Raw genomic sequence first — 17,380 nt, 5'->3', positions numbered from 1 at the left:
GGCCTGTGGATTCGTGGATGAACGGTCTCCACAGACTGTGGACAAGAAATTGATCCACAGGACGGCCAAGACGTTGTCCACCGTCAGCCCACAGGAAGAGGGGCGTTGTCCCCAGCTTTCCCCAGCTTCTCCACATGCCTGTCCACTGTTCGGCAACACGACGCACGCTCTCACCGGCACGAGTGAAAGGCGTCACATCGAGGTGCCGGATTGGGCTGTGGGGAACGTGGGTAAAGCTGGGGACGGCGCTGGGGAGAAGTCGCCCCGTCCTGTGCATCGGGTGTGCAGAACTTTTCCCCGTCCACAGCTGCCCCCGGTTGTCCACCGCCCCCACCCACAGGCCCGGTGGATAGAAAACAGCCCCTGACCTGCGCATTCGCGGTTATCCACGGTTTCCACAGCCCCTACTACTACTCCCGACTAGATAGACCGGGGAATTCGCTTCGAAGGGGGGCCTGTGCACAACTCGCGGTCCGGTGCTCCGGTGCCGCCCGGTACGACTTGACCCCGAGAGGCACCAGCTGTCAGTGCGGTGCGTCAGACTGGTCTCCCGGTGTCCTTCCCTCCCGAGGGCCGAGCGACACCGAGCGAGACGACGAAGCGAGCAGGCGAGAGCGCCGGCAACAGCAGGAGGCGGCTTACGGTGAAGATCCGGGTGGAACGCGACGTACTCGCGGAGGCGGTGGCCTGGGCGGCGCGCAGCCTTCCGGCCCGTCCGCCTGCGCCCGTCCTCGCGGGCCTTCTGCTGAAGGCCGAGGACGGCGCGCTGAGCCTGTCCAGCTTCGACTACGAGGTGTCGGCGCGCGTCTCGGTGGAGGCCGAGGTCGAGGAGGAGGGCACGGTGCTCGTCTCCGGCCGACTCCTCGCCGACATCTCCCGCGCCCTCCCCAACCGCCCGGTGGAGATTTCCACAGACGGTGTACGGGCGACCGTGGTCTGCGGCTCGTCCCGGTTCACACTCCACACCCTGCCTGTGGAGGAGTACCCGTCCCTGCCGCAGATGCCGAACGCGACGGGCACGGTCCCCGGCGAGGTCTTCGCCTCCGCGGCCGCCCAGGTGGCCATCGCCGCCGGCCGTGACGACACGCTCCCCGTCCTCACCGGTGTGCGCATCGAGATCGAGGGCGACACGGTCACGCTGGCCTCCACCGACCGCTACCGCTTCGCGGTCCGCGAGTTCCTGTGGAAGCCGGAGAACCCGGACGCCTCCGCGGTCGCCCTGGTCCCCGCCAAGACGCTCCTGGACACCGCCAAGGCGCTGACCAGCGGCGACGTCGTGACGCTGGCGCTGTCCGGCTCGGGCGCCGGCGAGGGCCTGATCGGTTTCGAGGGCGCCGGACGGCGTACGACGACGCGTCTGCTGGAGGGAGACCTCCCGAAGTACCGCACGCTCTTCCCGACGGAGTTCAACTCGGTCGCCGTCATCGAGACCGGCCCGTTCGTCGAGGCGGTCAAGCGTGTGGCGCTCGTGGCCGAGCGGAACACGCCGGTGCGGCTGAGCTTCGAGCAGGGTGTGCTCACCCTGGAGGCCGGCTCCAGCGACGATGCACAGGCTGTGGAGAGGGTGGACGCCCAGCTGGAGGGCGACGACATCTCGATCGCCTTCAACCCGACGTTCCTGCTGGACGGCCTGAGCGCCATCGACTCCCCGGTGGCCCAGCTCTCCTTCACGACGTCCACCAAGCCGGCCCTGCTCAGCGGCAAGCCGGCCGTGGACGCCGAGGCGGACGAGGCGTACAAGTACCTGATCATGCCGGTCCGGCTCTCGGGTTGATCGCCGCGAGCGTGCATCACCGCAGGTGGGATCGCCTGAGCGGCTGAGCCCACAGGTGTGCACGCGAGTCCGGGCGTAGGCTCGGACGCGGGTACGAAAGTGCCGGAAAGCCACCTCGCTAAGTGAAGGAACCACTGATGGAGCTCGGTCTCGTCGGCCTCGGCAAGATGGGCGGCAACATGCGCGAGCGGATCCGCCGCGCAGGTCACACCGTCATCGGATACGACCGCAACCCGGAACTCGCCGATGTCCACAGCCTCGAAGAGCTTGTGGGCAAGCTCAAGGGCCCGCGTGTGGTGTGGGTGATGGTCCCGGCCGGTGCCGCGACCCAGTCCACCATCGACGAGCTGGCCGCCCTGCTGGAGCCGGGCGACGTCGTCGTGGACGGCGGCAACTCCCGCTGGACGGACGACGAGAAGCACGCCGTCGAGCTGGGCATCAAGGGCATCGGCTTCGTCGACTGCGGCGTCTCCGGCGGTGTGTGGGGCCTGGAGAACGGCTATGCGCTGATGTACGGCGGCGACAAGGAGAACGTCGCCAAGGTGCAGCCGATCTTCGACGCACTGAAGCCGGAGGGCGAATTCGGCTCGGTGCACGCGGGCAAGGTGGGTGCCGGCCACTTCGCGAAGATGGTCCACAACGGCATCGAGTACGCGATGATGCAGGCCTACGCCGAGGGCTGGGAGCTGCTGGAGGCCGTGGACTCGGTCACCGACGTCCGCGAGGTCTTCCGTTCCTGGCAGGAGGGCACGGTCATCCGCTCCTGGCTGCTCGACCTCGCGGTCAACGCCCTCGACGAGGACGAGCACCTGGAGCAGCTCAAGGGCTATGCACAGGACTCCGGCGAGGGCCGGTGGACGGTGGAGGCCGCCATCGACAACGCGGTTCCGCTGCCGGCGATCACCGCGTCGCTGTTCGCCCGCTTCGCCTCGCGCCAGGAGGACTCCCCGCAGATGAAGATGATCGCGGCCCTGCGCAACCAGTTCGGCGGCCACGCGGTCGAGAAGGCGTAAGCAGTACCGAGCAACACCCGAAACACCCTGGGGGACGGCGAACGACCATGCACGTCACGCATCTGTCGCTGGCCGACTTCCGCTCGTACGCCCGGGTCGAGGTCCCGCTCGACCCGGGCGTCACCGCGTTCGTCGGCCCGAACGGGCAGGGCAAGACGAACCTCGTCGAAGCCGTCGGCTATCTGGCGACGCTCGGCAGCCACCGTGTCTCGTCGGACGCCCCGCTGGTCCGTATGGGAGCCGAGCGCGCGATCATCCGGGCCGCCGTACGGCAGGGAGAGCGGCAGCAGCTCGTCGAGCTCGAGCTCAACCCCGGCAAGGCCAACCGCGCCAGGATCAACAGATCCTCGCAGGTCAGACCCCGTGATGTGCTTGGCATCGTGCGTACCGTGCTGTTCGCCCCCGAGGACCTGGCGCTCGTCAAGGGCGACCCCGGAGAGCGCCGGCGCTTCCTCGACGAGCTGATCACCGCGCGCGCCCCGCGCATGGCCGGGGTGCGCTCCGACTATGACCGCGTCCTCAAGCAGCGCAACACCCTCCTCAAGACGGCCGCGCTCGCCCGCCGGCACGGCGGCCGCTCCCTGGACCTCTCCACACTCGACGTATGGGACCAGCACCTCGCTCGCGCGGGCGCAGAGCTCCTCGCCCAGCGGCTCGACCTCATAGCGATGCTGCAGCCGCTGGCCGACAAGGCGTACGAGCAGCTGGCGCCCGGCGGCGGTCCGGTCGCGCTGGAGTACAAGCCGTCCGCGCCCGGTGAGGGCCACACGCGCGAAGAGCTGTACGAACAGCTGATGGCCGCGCTCGGCGAGGTGCGCAAACAGGAGATCGAGCGGGGCGTGACCCTGGTGGGCCCGCACCGGGATGATCTGCTGCTCAAACTCGGCCAGCTGCCCGCGAAGGGATACGCGAGCCACGGGGAATCGTGGTCGTTCGCGCTGGCCCTGCGCCTCGCCTCGTACGACCTGCTGCGGGCCGAGGGCGCCGAGCCGGTGCTCGTCCTCGACGACGTGTTCGCCGAGCTGGACGCCAGACGCCGGGACCGGCTCGCGGAGCTCGTCGCCCCGGGCGAGCAGGTGCTCGTCACGGCCGCGGTCGACGACGACGTACCCCACGTACTGACCGGCGCACGCTATGTGGTGTCCGAGGGCACCGTGGAGCGGGTATGAGTGATATCACATCCGGTGGTGCGGCCGGGGCCCCCGATGACGGGCGGCCCGCGGAGCCCGGAGCGAAAGTGCCCGAACCCAGCGGCGTGGACCTCGCCCGCGTTGCCCTGCGCGCGGCGAAGGAGCAGGCACGCGCGCGTGGCGCCGCCGCACAGCAGAAGAAACAGGCCAGAAAAGGCGGCCTGCGCTCCGGCGCGCGCGCCGACGGCCGCGACCCCATGGCGCTGGGCGCCGCCATCAACCGGCTGATCACCGAGCGCGGCTGGGAGACCCCGGCCGCCGTCGGCGGTGTCATGGGCCGCTGGCCCCAGATCGTCGGCGCGGACCTGGCCAGGCACTGCGTGCCCCAGCGGTACGACGAGGACGAGCGCGTCCTGACGGTCGTCTGCGACTCCACGGCCTGGGCGACGCAGCTGCGGCTGCTGGCTCCGCAGCTGGTGGCGCGCCTCAACGAGGACCTCGGCCACGGCACCGTGAAGCTCATCAAGGTCCAGGGCCCCGGCGGTCCCACCAGGCGCTTCGGCCCCTTGCGCGCCCCGGGCAGCACGGGCCCCGGCGACACATACGGCTGACCTCGCCCGGACGGTAGCGGGGGGTTGACACCTCGAAGCGCTGAGTGCCGCTGTGAGCCTCTTGGAGCCCTGCTCCGTATATGGGGAGTCGGCCGAGACCGGTTCAGGGCGGCACATGCGGACTCAGGTACCGGCAAACCCCCATCACTGTCGGCGCTACCGGTAGACTGGGTGACAATCCCGCCCCGCTCGCGGGGACCGAACGGGCAAAGCTGAGCAAGAGCTGAACAAGGCTTACCACCGCATCACGCCGCAGCCGCTCCGGCCGCCACCGGGAGCTTGGCTTGTGCTGTGCCAGAAAGGGCGCTTCGTGGCCGATTCCGGCAACCCCAACGAGAACATTCCGTCCACTGCCGCCGGCGCGTCCGGCGAGCTGCCCGCCGGGGGCCCCAACGGGTCGCCGGGCGCCGCAGGCTCGTCGTACGACGCCAGCGCCATCACCGTCCTCGAGGGTCTGGACGCGGTCCGCAAGCGCCCCGGCATGTACATCGGCTCGACCGGTGAGCGAGGCCTGCACCATCTTGTGTACGAGGTCGTCGACAACTCCGTCGACGAGGCCCTGGCCGGGCACGCAGACACGATCGACGTGACGATCCTCGCCGACGGCGGCGTCCGCGTCGTCGACAACGGCCGAGGCATCCCGGTCGGCATCGTCCCCTCCGAGGGCAAGCCGGCCATCGAGGTCGTGCTGACCGTCCTGCACGCGGGCGGCAAGTTCGGCGGCGGCGGCTACGCGGTCTCCGGTGGTCTGCACGGCGTGGGCGTCTCCGTCGTGAACGCGCTGTCCTCGAAGGTCGCCGTCGAGGTCAGGACCGACGGCCACCGCTGGACGCAGGACTACAAGCTGGGCGTCCCTACGGCGCCGCTGGCCCAGCACGAGGCCACCGAAGAGACCGGCACGTCGGTCACCTTCTGGGCCGACGGCGACATCTTCGAGACCACGGAGTACTCCTTCGAGACGCTGTCGCGGCGTTTCCAGGAGATGGCGTTCCTCAACAAGGGTTTGACGATCAAACTCACCGACGAGCGCGAGTCGGCGAAGGCCACCTCCGGTGCGGACGAGGCGGGCGCCGACGAGAAGGCCGAGGTCAAGACCGTCACGTACCACTACGAGGGCGGCATCGTCGACTTCGTGAAGTACCTCAACTCCCGCAAGGGAGACGTGGTGCACCAGACGGTGATCGACCTCGAGGCCGAGGACAAGGACAAGAGCCTGTCCCTCGAGGTCGCGATGCAGTGGAACAGCGGCTACAGCGAGGGCGTGTACTCCTTCGCCAACATCATCCACACCCACGAGGGCGGTACGCACGAAGAGGGCTTCCGCGCGGCCCTCACGAGCCTCATCAACAAGTACGCGCGCGACAAGAAGCTGCTGCGCGAGAAGGACGACAACCTCACGGGCGACGACATCCGCGAGGGTCTGACCGCGATCATCTCGGTCAAGCTCAGCGAGCCGCAGTTCGAGGGCCAGACGAAGACCAAGTTGGGCAACACGGAGGCGAAGACCTTCGTGCAGAAGGCGGTCTACGAGCACCTCAACGACTGGCTGGACCGCAACCCGAACGAGGCCGCGGACATCGTCCGCAAGGGCATCCAGGCGGCCACCGCGCGCGTGGCGGCCCGCAAAGCCCGGGACCTCACGCGCCGCAAGGGCCTTCTGGAGTCGGCGTCCCTGCCGGGCAAGCTCTCCGACTGCCAGTCGAACGACCCCACCAAGTGCGAGATCTTCATCGTCGAGGGTGACTCCGCAGGCGGCTCGGCCAAGTCCGGCCGCAACCCCGAGGTCCAGGCCATCCTGCCCATCCGAGGCAAGATCCTGAACGTCGAGAAGGCGCGGATCGACAAGATCCTGCAGAACCAGGAGATCCAGGCGCTGATCTCCGCCTTCGGCACCGGAGTCCACGAGGACTTCGACATCGAGAAGCTCCGCTATCACAAGATCATCTTGATGGCGGACGCCGACGTCGACGGCCAGCACATCAACACCCTGCTGCTGACCTTCCTGTTCCGCTTCATGCGCCCGCTGGTCGAGGCAGGCCACGTGTTCCTGTCGCGCCCCCCGCTGTACAAGATCAAGTGGGGCCGGGACGACTTCGAGTACGCGTACTCGGACCGCGAGCGCGACGCGCTGATCGAACTCGGCCGGCAGAACGGCAAGCGCATCAAGGACGACTCGGTCCAGCGCTTCAAGGGCCTCGGCGAGATGAACGCCGAGGAGCTGCGCATCACGACGATGGACCAGGAGCACCGCGTTCTCGGCCAGGTCACCCTCGACGACGCCGCCCAGGCCGACGACCTGTTCTCGGTCCTGATGGGTGAGGACGTCGAGGCGCGCCGCCAGTTCATCCAGCGCAACGCCAAGGACGTCCGCTTCCTCGACATCTGAGTCGGTCACCGCTGACCGCACCAGGAAGGATCTTCACCAGCAATGGCCGACGAGAACACTCCGAGCATCCCCGAGGACGAGGGCCTGACGCTCCGCGTCGAGCCCGTCGGACTCGAGACCGAGATGCAGCGCTCGTATCTCGACTACGCGATGTCCGTCATCGTGTCGCGCGCGCTGCCCGACGTACGGGACGGCCTCAAGCCCGTCCACCGCCGTGTGCTGTACGCCATGTACGACGGCGGATACCGGCCCGAGCGCGGCTTCTACAAGTGCGCCCGCGTCGTCGGCGACGTCATGGGCAACTACCACCCGCACGGCGACTCCTCGATCTACGACGCGCTGGTCCGCCTCGCGCAGCCGTGGTCGATGCGCATGCCGCTGGTGGACTCCAACGGCAACTTCGGCTCCCCGGGCAACGACCCCGCCGCCGCCATGCGCTATACCGAGTGCAAGATGGCGCCGCTGTCCATGGAGATGGTCCGCGACATCGACGAGGACACCGTCGACTTCACGGACAACTACGACGGCCGCTCCCAGGAGCCGACCGTCCTGCCGTCCCGCTTCCCGAACCTGCTGATCAACGGCTCCGCCGGTATCGCGGTCGGCATGGCCACCAACATCCCGCCGCACAACCTGCGCGAGGTCGCGGCCGGCGCCCAGTGGTACCTGGAGAACCCGGAGGCCTCGCACGAGGAGCTCCTGGACGCCCTCATCGAGCGGATCAAGGGCCCCGACTTCCCGACCGGCGCCCTCGTGGTCGGCCGCAAGGGCATCGAGGAGGCCTACCGCACGGGCCGCGGCTCCATCACGATGCGCGCGGTCGTCGAGGTCGAGGAGATCCAGAACCGCCAGTGCCTGGTGGTCACCGAACTCCCGTACCAGGTCAACCCGGACAACCTCGCGCAGAAGATCGCCGACCTCGTCAAGGACGGCAAGATCGGCGGCATCGCCGACGTCCGCGACGAGACGAGCTCCCGCACGGGCCAGCGCCTGGTCATCGTGCTGAAGCGCGACGCGGTCGCCAAGGTCGTCCTGAACAACCTCTACAAGCACACCGACCTGCAGACGAACTTCGGCGCCAACATGCTGGCGCTCGTCGACGGCGTGCCGCGGACGCTCTCGCTGGACGCGTTCATCCGCCACTGGGTGACGCACCAGATCGAGGTCATCGTCCGCCGTACGAAGTTCCGGCTGCGCAAGGCCGAGGAGCGCGCCCACATCCTGCGCGGTCTGCTCAAGGCGCTCGACGCGATCGACGAGGTCATCGCCCTCATCCGGGCCAGCGACACCGTCGAGACCGCACGCGAGGGCCTGATGGGCCTGCTGGAGATCGACGAGATCCAGGCCAACGCCATCCTCGAGATGCAGCTTCGCCGGCTGGCTGCCCTGGAGCGCCAGAAGCTCCTGCAGGAGCACGACGAACTCCAGGCGAAGATCAACGAGTACAACGCGATCCTCGCGTCGCCGGTCCGCCAGCGCGGCATCGTCAGCGAGGAACTCACCGCGATCGTCGAGAAGTACGGCGACGACCGGCGCTCCAAGCTGATCCCCTTCGACGGCGACATGTCCATCGAGGACCTGATCGCCGAGGAGGACATCGTCGTCACGGTCAGCCGCGGCGGCTACGTCAAGCGCACCAAGACCGACGACTACCGCGCGCAGAAGCGCGGCGGCAAGGGCGTCCGCGGCACGAAGCTCAAGGAAGACGACATCGTCGACCACTTCTTCGTGTCGACGACGCATCACTGGCTGCTGTTCTTCACGAACAAGGGCCGCGTCTACCGGGCCAAGGCGTACGAACTGCCGGACGCCGGACGCGACGCGCGCGGGCAGCACGTGGCGAACCTGCTCGCCTTCCAGCCGGACGAGACGATCGCGCAGATCCTCGCCATCCGGGACTACGAGGCGGCGCCCTACCTGGTCCTCGCCACCAAGGCCGGTCTCGTCAAGAAGACCGCACTCAAGGACTACGACTCCCCGCGCTCGGGCGGTGTGATCGCCATCAACCTGCGTGAGCACGAGGACGGTTCGGACGACGAGCTCATCGGCGCCGAACTGGTGTCGGCCGACGACGATCTTCTGCTCATCAGCAAGAAGGCTCAGTCGATCCGGTTCACCGCAACGGACGAGACGCTGCGCCCGATGGGCCGCGCGACGTCGGGCGTGAAGGGCATGAGCTTCCGCGGGGGCGACGAACTGCTCTCGATGAATGTTGTCCGTCCCGGTACGTTCGTGTTCACTGCCACCGACGGCGGGTACGCGAAGCGGACCGACGTCGACGAGTACCGCGTCCAGGGCCGCGGTGGCCTCGGTATCAAGGCCGCCAAGATCGTGGAGGATCGCGGGTCGCTCGTCGGAGCGCTGGTGGTCGAGGAGGGCGACGAGATCCTCGCCATCACGCTGGGCGGCGGCGTGATTCGTACGCGAGTCAATGAGATCAGGGAGACGGGCCGTGACACCATGGGCGTCCAACTGATCAACCTGGGCAAGCGCGATGCCGTGGTCGGCATCGCACGTAACGCCGAGGCAGGTCGTGAGGCCGAGGAGGTCGACGGCGAGGATGCCGTCGGTGAATCGGACGGTGACGCGACCGCAGTCGGCACGGACGAGGGCACGGAGTCCACGGCCGAGTAGCACGAGGAGTGAGCCAGCGTGAGCGGAGCCACGGGCGCCGGAACCGACGGAACCGGAGCGGACGGCGTTCGTGGCCCCGCCACCGACTCGGCAGACTCTCATGACTCTCATGGATCCCAGGGGGGAACTGTGACGGATACCCGAGGACCGGGGACTCAGCAGTACGACGGGTACGCGCCCGGCCCGGACGGGGCGGCAGGCCAGCCCCAGGCCGGCGGCCAGGCGGGCCCTCTGCCGGGGGAGCAGGGACCCCGACAAGCTCAGCAGGCCCAGCAGTCCCACCAGCCCAACCAGCAGCCTGCTCAGCCGTACCATCCGCCGCAGGCGTACCAGGCGCCCGCGCCGGCCTCCGAGACCGCCCGCAGGGCGCGTACGGGGGCGCGGACGATGCCGCGTACGCGCAAGGCACGGTTGCGGGTGGCCAAGGCCGACCCGTGGTCGGTGATGAAGGTGAGCTTCATGCTCTCCATCGCGCTGGGGGTCTGCACAATCGTTGCTGCAGCCATGCTGTGGATGGTCATGGACGCCATGGGCGTCTTCTCCACGGTGGGCGGCACGATCGCCGAGGCGACGGGCTCGAACGAGTCCAACGGCTTCGACCTGCAGTCGTTCCTGTCGCTGCCGAACGTCCTGATGTTCACGTCGATCATCGCGGTGATCGACGTCGTCCTCGCCACGGCGCTGGCGACGCTCGGCGCCTTCATCTACAACCTCTCCGCGGGCTTCGTGGGCGGTGTCGAGCTGACCCTCGCCGAGGACGAGTAAGGCCTCCCGATTACCGATTTTGGGACTGGCCGCGTCGTGCGCTAATCTTCAGAGGTCAGCGCGCAGCGCGACGGGGCTATAGCTCAGACGGTTAGAGCGCTTCCCTGATAAGGAAGAGGCCACAGGTTCAAGTCCTGTTAGCCCCACCACCGATAAGACCCTCAGTCGATCCCGACTGGGGGTCTTTGACGTTCGTCGTCCTGTCGTCCGCGTCCTCTTGTCGTCTGCTGTGTGGCCTTTACTTCGGGCCTTTGTCTCTGCCTCTGCCTCCGCCTCGGACCGCGGGACGGGTTCTGCTTCGTCGCGTTCTACGAGGCTTGGGCGCACGGCGGGGAACCGGCGGAGATCGAGCATCACGCCGGGGCTCTGCTGGTAGAGCGTTTCAGTTCTTACGGGACCGCTGTGGTGCGTGTACTGCGATGGTGCCTGTACTGCCGAAGTGTCCTGTGATCCGGTCGTGCCTGCGTGGGGCTTCACAGGGCGGGGACTTCCGCCACATCCGCTCTGGCTCCGTCCGCTGCGGCTGTCGTGGCGTCGTCGAGGCGCGGCAGGCGGCGGCAGGTGGGCGAGGAGCCGTGGGCCTCGGCGTGGATGCGCTGCTTCATCGTGGGCGGCAGGGACCTGGCGTAGGGCGGCCTCCAGTGGGCCGCGCGGGGCGCCGGTACCGTCGCGTCCGCCGTGCCGTTGCAGGATTCCGACGGCTGCTGTACGGCGGGGGCCGCGGTGGCCGGCGTGGTGAAACCGAGTGCGGCGAGCACCGCGAGGACGGCGGAAAGGAGGACGGTCCACAGCTTGATGACCTTGTTGGCGGCCATGATCTCTCCCAAATGGCTCGGGCGATTTGCGTACTTTCCTCATGATGTGTATGACGGGCGGAGAGTGGTGGACCGACGCCCATGGCGCATCGATCTTCCGATGAACACCACCCGGATGGGCGCAGATAGAATGAAAAGTCCCGATAGGGATGAAAGTCCCAGAATGTAAGGGGTGACCGGCGGCACCGGCGTCCGGTCGACTGCTGGATTCCGGGCGGCAGTTGAGGGCCGACGCAGGTCACCGATCGATATCGGTCGGTGTGTATAGTCGGGCGCCAGAGGTCCCCTACGTCAAGGAAAGACGAGGTCGCGCGGTGAAGAAGCTTCTCCTGGTCGCACTGGCCGCCATCGGCGGACTCCTCGTGTACCGCCAGATCCAGGCGGATCGCGCCGAGCAGGATCTGTGGACGGAGGCGACTGACTCCGTGCCCACGGGTTCGTGAGTATCCCTGGCAGTCTCTTCACGGGCCCCGGTCGCATGGTGACCGGGGCTTTGTGCTGCCAGGTTCGGCCGATCCGCTTCACTTAAGTGAATCTTTTGCTTGCTGCTGCAAATTGCGATGAAGTGACGAGGGGTGGCGCGTGATGATGGTGAGCCGGTACCACCGCAGATCGTGGTCCGCTGCGGGAGCTGCGCTGGGTGTCCTGGGCTCGCTCTGCGTATCGGCCGTACTCCCCGTGCCGTCCGCCTCTGCGGCTACCGGCACTCCGCGCACGTATGCCTTCGATGACGATGCGACGAACGTCGCGGGCGCCACGAGCAACACGGACGCCGAGAGGCTGAACCCCGGCGCGACGTACCGGAGTTCCCTCCCGCGCGACGACGGCAAGGTGTACTACCGCCTCCGACTCGACGCCACGTCCAACGCCTACGTCTCCGTCACCGTCGTACCGGATCCGACGGAGCAGGTCATGTACGCGGACGGCATCAAGGTCACCGTGCAGGACGGCAACGGCCACACGTGCTCGTACAGCGAGGAGCACTTCGGTGCGGCCGAGAGCCCGCGGCCCATCGCCGCCCTGGCCTCGCGGACCATCGGGCCCACCGAGTCGTACTGCCAGGAGTCCGGCACGTACTACGTGGTCGTCGAGCGCACCGGCCAGTCGAGCCCGCAGGACTGGGACCTGGAGCTGCAGTACGTGTCCGAGCCCGCTCTGCAGCAGGGCGGTTCGACGGTGCCGCCGGAGGTCTGGGACTCCGCGTCGCCCCGGCCGCTCGACGGCGATGCGAAGAGGCGCAAGGGGGGAGCCGGGTTCAGTGAGGCGCGTGGACTGACGCAGGGCGTGTGGCTGGACGACATGGAGGCGGGGGAGACGCTCTTCTACCGTGTGCCCGTGGACTGGGGGCAGCAGCTCTTCGTCACCGCCGAGCTGGGCAACGCGCCCGCAGGCAACGGATATACGGGCAACGCCCTGGTGACGGCCCTGTACAACCCGGTGCGCGGCTTCGTCGTCGACACCAGCACCGGATACGACGGCGAGCAGAAATCGGAAGCCCTGGACCCGCTGCCGCCGGTCGCCTACAAGAACCGCTATGACAGCGACGACAGGGCGAGCGGGATGCGGTTCGCCGGCTGGTACTACCTCGTGGTCCACCTCAACCCTGCGATCGCGAAGGATTTCGGCAAGGGGCACTTCGGGGTGACGCTGCGTGTGACGGTACGGGGAGCGGCGCAGGCCGGACCCGAGTACGCCGGGTCCCCTGAGCCCGCCGACGCCTTCGGCGTCACGGACCGGGACCAGGACGCGGCGGCGAGCGGGGAGACGGAGGCCGATGCCGCACGCTCCGACACCATGAAGCTGGTCGCCGCCTGCAGTCTCGGCACGGGGGCCGCGCTGGTGCTGTTCCTCGGCGCCTGGACGGTGGTCGCGCGACGGCGGGCGGCCCCGGTGGGATCCGATTCGTCGGACGTGAGCCGGATCTGACCCAGATCTGGGTCAAATCTGGGTCAGATCCGGGTCAGCGCCCAGATGCCCACGGCGAAGCAGAGCAGGGCGACCGCCAGCACGGGGATCGTCACCTTCGCGGGCGGGCCCGGGCGCCGGGCAGGGGGCTGGGGCGGCGCGTACGGCAGCCTGCCCGGAGCGATCGCTGGGGCCGTTCCGGGGGCGGGCTCTGGGACATGGAGATCCGCAGGGCCCGGCTGGAGCGGTTGTGGAGGCTGATATCCGTGAGCAAGGGCCTCCGGCACCTGTGCCGTGTACGGACGTGTGGGCGCCGTGTCCGGATGGACCGCGGCCGTCGGAGCCTGCGAGGGATCGACGGCAGCCGGCGGCTGTGCTGAAGGGCCCGGCAAGGGGCTCGACGGTGCGGCCGGACTCGTCTGCGGTGGTGGAGTGAGGTGGAAGCTGCCCGTCTCCGACATCGAGGGGCGGCCTGGCGTCGAAGGATGCTGCGGGGGCATCGAAGGATGCTGCGGCATCGAAGGGTAGGCGGCGGCCGGAGCCTCGGTGGGGGCGAGCGCCTCGGGCGGCCCCTGGCGAGGCGACCTCGTGACAGGACCGTCGGGGCCGAATCCCGGCGGCAGCGGCCCGAGTTGGTCGAAGACCTCGACCAGCTCGTCGTCCGGTCCGGGCTCGGGCAGCATCTCGGCGGCGGAGGCCAGCGCCTTGCGCGCCCCCGTCGCCGTACGGAACCGGGCCTGCGGATCCGGCTGCAGCAGAGTCGCGACGACCTGCCAGAGGGGATCAGGGATGCCCTGTGGCGCGCGTGGCGTGCCGTGCGCCGTGAAGCGCTCGACGAGCGCCTTCGCGTCCGGCTTGGCGCCCTGCAGCAGATACAGGGCCACCAGGCCGACGGCATACAGATCGGCGGAGAAGTCGGGTTCCGCGCCCATGATCTGCTCGGGCGCGAAGTAGCCCGGCGTCCCCACCACGAAGTCCGTCTCGGTGAGCCGCGGCTCACCCTTGCGCATCGAGATACCGAAGTCCGACAACCGCAGATGCGGCCGCTTCGTCCCGGTCGCCTCGAGCAGGATGTTGGCGGGCTTGATGTCGCGGTGCACGACCCCCTCGGCGTGCACCGCGGCGAGCCCCGACAGCAACTGGTCGAGCAGAGTGCAGACATACCCCGGCGGCAGGGGGCCGTAGTCGCCGATCAGATGCGCCAGCGAGCCGCCGCCGACCAGGTCCATGGTGAACAGGACCTTGTCGTCGTCGGCGGCCCAGCTGACGGGAGCGAGCACGTGGGGGTGGTCGATCCGCAGAGCCTGCTCGCGTACGAAGCGCAGCAGCGTGTGTGCGTCGCTCTGCTGCAGGACCTTGGCGGCCACATAGCGGCGCCGCCGATGGTCCCAGGCGCGCCAGACCGCCCCGACTCCCCCGCGGCCGATCGGGTCGGCCAGCTCGTACCGCCCGGCGAAGATCTCACCCATCGTCGTGCCCAGCTCCCGGTTCGGCGGTTCCGGCGGCCCGGCCGCCGGCTCAGCTCTGATGCGACTGGTAGTGGGCGACGGCGTCCGCCGTGCGGCCGGCGCCGTACACCCGCAGGAACTCTGCCAGCTCCGGATGGGCCGGGGCGAGTGTGTCCGCCGCCTCGATGATGTCGCCGGCGGCGGCGACCGAGCGCAGCAGGGACTGGATCTCCCGGACGACACGCTTGACGGTCGGCGCGCCCGAACTGGTCGTCGTCTGCGAGCTGTTGGCGCTCAGCACGGAACCGCCCTGGTTCTTCCTGATCTCGTCCATGCGCTCGGCTGCCTCGGCGGCGCTCACGCTGCCGTCCGCGACCTGACCGGCCAGCTCCTGGAGCAGCTGCACGCGCTGGACCACCGCCGGATTGCCGATCTTGGCGCGCTGGCCGCTCATCAGCTGGGACAGCATGGGCGCGGAAAGACCGAGCACCCCCGCGAGCCGCGCCTGGTTGAGGCCCAAGTCGTCGATCAGCTTACGGAAGAGCGCCCCCAACGGCTCCCCGTACCAGTTCCGCTGCAGCTCCCGTGCTCTTGCGGTCGCTTCCTGCTGTGCGGCGTCCATTGCGTCTCCCCATCGCTTCCCCAAGTACCGCGCGGTTCGCTGCCGCGAACCACGTCGAGCATCTTACGAAGCGGGATCGTGGACCGGGAGCCCCAATCCTTTTGCGAGATCCCCGGGGTAACCCGGTACTCTGGTCCCCGGTGCCTGCCGGAGGCGGTTTCATCCGGCGCGTGCATCGTTTTCGGGGCCTTAGCTCAGTTGGTAGAGCGCTGTCTTTGCATGGCAGATGTCAGGGGTTCGACTCCCCTAGGCTCCACACGGAACAGGCGACGCCGCCCGCGGACAGCGCGGGCGGCGTCGCCTTCTGCGTTCTGCACGGTCCTTCCCCGTCGGCGCCTGCCGACGACGTCCGCATCTTCTGCCGGGTCTTTTTCCGCGCCCTCTGCTGCGGCTTTTGTGCGGAATCAAGGACCGTCCTTTGCGCAAACCGCAGGCAAAGCGCCGACAGGACGGCCCATGTGCCGGCAGGGCGGGCCTCATGCGCCCTCGTCTGCCGCTATGCGAGGCGCCCCTATGTGAGGGACGGCACAGGTCCAACCGCGTGGCGTTTCACGTGAAACGCCGTTGGGCGGGAGACCGCTCGATCTCCCGCCCGCCAGTGTCGACAGCGCTCAGTCGCGCTTCTTGCGCTCGGCCGCCTCTGCCTCGGCCTGCTTCGCCTGAACGTCGGGATCCAGCTGGCTGCCGTCGACCGAGCTCAGCGCACCGCTCTCAGACACCTCGGTGGCAGCCGGCGGCTCGACCAGCCAGTCGGGGTTGGCCTGCTTGTCCCACCACTTCCAGGCGGCGAAGGCGCCGCTGGCAAGGGCGGCGAGCACGGCGAGACCCTTGGCGAACCGTCCGGCCTTCGCCCGGCGCTCATGCTTGCGGACCAGCTTCTGGATCTCCTTCGGAGAAACCTGACCGCGCAGCGCGGCGAACGCTGCCACACTGCGAGCGGTCGCCTCCTCACGGACCGGTCCAGCAGCGGCGACGGCCTGCTCGATACGCGGCTTCGAATAGTCGGCGGCCTGGCGGGCTGCCCTGCGGGTCAGGACGGCTGCTTCATGAGCCGCCTGATCGACCTTGGGTGGCACATGGGTGCGTGCCTGCTCCAGACGCGGCGCAACATAAGCGCCGTACTGGACTCGGGCCTGTTCCGCCGCTTGCTGTGCGGCGTGCGACACCTTCGGTGCGAGGCGTACACGAGCCTCGTGTGCGTAGTGCGCGGCCCGGTCCTTGGCCGTGTCGGCGTAGGGCGCCACCACTTCCGCGGCGTGCAGCACGCTGTCCTTCGCCGAGCCGGTCGCGGCGCGCACGCTCTCGATGCGGGTCACGGGATCCTCCTCCTCGGTGGCGTACAGGTATTTCACCTTTCCACCCTTATCGGGATCATGCCTGCCGGAAAGCTCCGCGGCATGCGAGGGCGGGCATCCGGGTCATCAGCCTCATCAGCGATGACTCAGGGAAACTACGAGCAATACGGATACAAGGGGGCCTGTCGACGACAATGCCACGGATGCCGGCACAACGCGCCCCCTTCGGCTCCCGTACAGCGGTTTTTCGCCGGTAAAGAGGTGCGGTCCGGCAGACTGCCAGGCCCCCGCGACGCACGGGCCATCCGTACGAAGACGGCAGAGACCATCCGTGCGAGGATCGGAGGGTCACAAAGGACAACGGAAGGCAGATCGTGGCTGAGCAGCTTTACGCCACCCTGAAGACCAACCACGGCGACATCGAGGTGCGGCTGCTGCCGAACCACGCGCCGAAGACGGTCAAGAACTTCGTCGAGCTCGCCCAGGGCGAGCGGGAGTGGGTCCACCCGCAGACCGGCAAGAAGTCCACCGACAAGCTCTACGACGGTACGGTCTTCCACCGGGTGATCAGCGGCTTCATGATCCAGGGCGGTGACCCGCTGGGCAACGGCACCGGCGGTCCTGGCTACCAGTTCGAGGACGAGTTCCACCCGGACCTCGCCTTCGACAAGCCCTACCTGCTGGCCATGGCCAACGCCGGTCCGGGCACCAACGGCTCGCAGTTCTTCATCACCGTTTCGCCGACCGCCTGGCTGACCCGCAAGCACACCATCTTCGGCGAGGTCACCGACACGGCCAGCCAGAAGGTCGTGGACGCCATCGCCGGCACGCAGACGAACCCGCGTACCGACCGGCCCGTCAACGACGTGGTCATCGAGTCGGTCGTTGTGGAGACCCGCCAGGGCTGAGCCCGGGGCACTCCGCGGGCGCCCGCAAGGGACCGCAGGGAACCAAACGCCCCGCCCGTCCGTAAGGATGGGCG

14 protein-coding genes and 2 tRNA genes are annotated in these 17,380 nt (G+C 68.5%); 12 read left to right on the top strand and 4 right to left on the bottom strand.

What is annotated here, in order from left to right; all coding sequences use genetic code 11:
* Nucleotides 1-643: 643 nt before the first annotated feature.
* The 8 genes from dnaN (at nucleotide 644) to ACWD4J_RS17835 (ending at nucleotide 10,462) form a co-directional block, all read left to right on the top strand.
* The gene (gene dnaN, locus ACWD4J_RS17870) at nucleotides 644-1,774 is read left to right on the top strand and encodes a DNA polymerase III subunit beta (RefSeq protein WP_451396321.1); all 1,131 of its coding nucleotides are present in this window, start codon (nucleotides 644-646) and stop codon (nucleotides 1,772-1,774) included.
* Between the two features lie 137 nt (nucleotides 1,775-1,911).
* Complete coding sequence (gnd, locus tag ACWD4J_RS17865) at nucleotides 1,912-2,787, top strand: phosphogluconate dehydrogenase (NAD(+)-dependent, decarboxylating) (protein ID WP_451396320.1); 876 nt, start codon at nucleotides 1,912-1,914, stop codon at nucleotides 2,785-2,787.
* Nucleotides 2,788-2,834: 47 nt separating this feature from the next.
* Complete coding sequence (gene recF / locus ACWD4J_RS17860) at nucleotides 2,835-3,956, top strand: DNA replication/repair protein RecF (protein WP_451396319.1); 1,122 nt, start codon at nucleotides 2,835-2,837, stop codon at nucleotides 3,954-3,956.
* Nucleotides 3,953-4,528 carry a DUF721 domain-containing protein gene (locus ACWD4J_RS17855; protein WP_451396318.1) on the top strand — a complete coding sequence of 192 codons (576 nt, stop codon included), beginning with the start codon at nucleotides 3,953-3,955 and terminating at the stop codon, nucleotides 4,526-4,528. Before recF ends, ACWD4J_RS17855 begins: the two co-directional genes overlap by 4 nt.
* A gap of 286 nt (nucleotides 4,529-4,814) precedes the next feature.
* Nucleotides 4,815-6,914, top strand: a complete 2,100-nt coding sequence (gene gyrB, locus ACWD4J_RS17850) for a DNA topoisomerase (ATP-hydrolyzing) subunit B (RefSeq protein ID WP_451396317.1) — start codon at nucleotides 4,815-4,817, stop codon at nucleotides 6,912-6,914.
* A 42-nt stretch (nucleotides 6,915-6,956) separates the two neighbouring features.
* Nucleotides 6,957-9,548 carry a DNA gyrase subunit A gene (gyrA, locus tag ACWD4J_RS17845; protein ID WP_451396316.1) on the top strand — a complete coding sequence of 864 codons (2,592 nt, stop codon included), beginning with the start codon at nucleotides 6,957-6,959 and terminating at the stop codon, nucleotides 9,546-9,548.
* Nucleotides 9,549-9,566: 18 nt separating this feature from the next.
* Nucleotides 9,567-10,313 (top strand): DUF3566 domain-containing protein, encoded by a 747-nt coding sequence (locus tag ACWD4J_RS17840; RefSeq protein ID WP_451396315.1) that lies wholly within the window; start codon nucleotides 9,567-9,569, stop codon nucleotides 10,311-10,313.
* Nucleotides 10,314-10,385: 72 nt separating this feature from the next.
* Nucleotides 10,386-10,462: transfer RNA gene (locus tag ACWD4J_RS17835), tRNA-Ile, on the top strand.
* A 324-nt stretch (nucleotides 10,463-10,786) separates the two neighbouring features.
* Here the strand turns inward: ACWD4J_RS17835 and ACWD4J_RS17830 are convergent.
* On the bottom strand, nucleotides 10,787-11,128 hold the full coding sequence (locus tag ACWD4J_RS17830) for a DUF6344 domain-containing protein (RefSeq protein WP_451396314.1): 342 nt from the start codon (nucleotides 11,126-11,128) through the stop codon (nucleotides 10,787-10,789).
* A gap of 314 nt (nucleotides 11,129-11,442) precedes the next feature.
* Between ACWD4J_RS17830 and ACWD4J_RS17825 the strand changes: the two genes are divergently transcribed.
* Complete coding sequence (locus ACWD4J_RS17825) at nucleotides 11,443-11,571, top strand: DLW-39 family protein (protein ID WP_003999697.1); 129 nt, start codon at nucleotides 11,443-11,445, stop codon at nucleotides 11,569-11,571.
* Nucleotides 11,572-11,713: 142 nt separating this feature from the next.
* Nucleotides 11,714-13,054 carry a hypothetical protein gene (locus ACWD4J_RS17820; protein ID WP_451396374.1) on the top strand — a complete coding sequence of 447 codons (1,341 nt, stop codon included), beginning with the start codon at nucleotides 11,714-11,716 and terminating at the stop codon, nucleotides 13,052-13,054.
* Nucleotides 13,055-13,077: 23 nt separating this feature from the next.
* On the opposite strand, the gene ACWD4J_RS17815 is transcribed toward ACWD4J_RS17820, so the two are convergent.
* The gene (locus ACWD4J_RS17815; RefSeq protein ID WP_451396313.1) at nucleotides 13,078-14,502 is read right to left on the bottom strand and encodes a protein kinase domain-containing protein; all 1,425 of its coding nucleotides are present in this window, start codon (nucleotides 14,500-14,502) and stop codon (nucleotides 13,078-13,080) included.
* A 49-nt stretch (nucleotides 14,503-14,551) separates the two neighbouring features.
* A complete protein-coding gene (locus ACWD4J_RS17810; RefSeq protein ID WP_451396312.1) occupies nucleotides 14,552-15,103 on the bottom strand; it encodes a helix-turn-helix domain-containing protein in 552 nt (183 codons plus the stop codon).
* 183 nt (nucleotides 15,104-15,286) lie between these two features.
* Here ACWD4J_RS17810 and ACWD4J_RS17805 point away from each other — a divergent pair.
* A tRNA-Ala gene (locus ACWD4J_RS17805) sits at nucleotides 15,287-15,359 on the top strand.
* A 355-nt stretch (nucleotides 15,360-15,714) separates the two neighbouring features.
* Here ACWD4J_RS17805 and ACWD4J_RS17800 read toward each other — a convergent pair.
* The gene (locus tag ACWD4J_RS17800; RefSeq protein WP_451396373.1) at nucleotides 15,715-16,419 is read right to left on the bottom strand and encodes a DUF5324 family protein; all 705 of its coding nucleotides are present in this window, start codon (nucleotides 16,417-16,419) and stop codon (nucleotides 15,715-15,717) included.
* A gap of 353 nt (nucleotides 16,420-16,772) precedes the next feature.
* Here ACWD4J_RS17800 and ACWD4J_RS17795 point away from each other — a divergent pair, with 353 nt between their 5' ends.
* Nucleotides 16,773-17,306 carry a peptidylprolyl isomerase gene (locus ACWD4J_RS17795; protein ID WP_451396311.1) on the top strand — a complete coding sequence of 178 codons (534 nt, stop codon included), beginning with the start codon at nucleotides 16,773-16,775 and terminating at the stop codon, nucleotides 17,304-17,306.
* Nucleotides 17,307-17,380 lie beyond the last annotated feature (74 nt).

Source organism: Streptomyces sp. NPDC002577, from assembly GCF_053594815.1.
Note: the sequence above shows the minus strand (reverse complement) of the source record. Positions and strands in the feature narration are given on the sequence as shown.

What these genes read in the sequence shown, in the direction of transcription:
- gyrA (WP_451396316.1), top strand. Translation starts at nt 6,957, where the DNA reads ATGGCCGACGAGAACACTCCGAGCATCCCCGAGGACGAGGGCCTGACG.
- ACWD4J_RS17810 (WP_451396312.1), bottom strand. Translation starts at nt 15,103, where the DNA reads ATGGACGCCGCACAGCAGGAAGCGACCGCAAGAGCACGGGAGCTGCAG.
- ACWD4J_RS17855 (WP_451396318.1), top strand. Translation starts at nt 3,953, where the DNA reads ATGAGTGATATCACATCCGGTGGTGCGGCCGGGGCCCCCGATGACGGG.
- ACWD4J_RS17815 (WP_451396313.1), bottom strand. Translation starts at nt 14,502, where the DNA reads ATGGGTGAGATCTTCGCCGGGCGGTACGAGCTGGCCGACCCGATCGGC.
- recF (WP_451396319.1), top strand. Translation starts at nt 2,835, where the DNA reads ATGCACGTCACGCATCTGTCGCTGGCCGACTTCCGCTCGTACGCCCGG.
- gnd (WP_451396320.1), top strand. Translation starts at nt 1,912, where the DNA reads ATGGAGCTCGGTCTCGTCGGCCTCGGCAAGATGGGCGGCAACATGCGC.
- ACWD4J_RS17830 (WP_451396314.1), bottom strand. Translation starts at nt 11,128, where the DNA reads ATGGCCGCCAACAAGGTCATCAAGCTGTGGACCGTCCTCCTTTCCGCC.
- ACWD4J_RS17820 (WP_451396374.1), top strand. Translation starts at nt 11,714, where the DNA reads ATGATGGTGAGCCGGTACCACCGCAGATCGTGGTCCGCTGCGGGAGCT.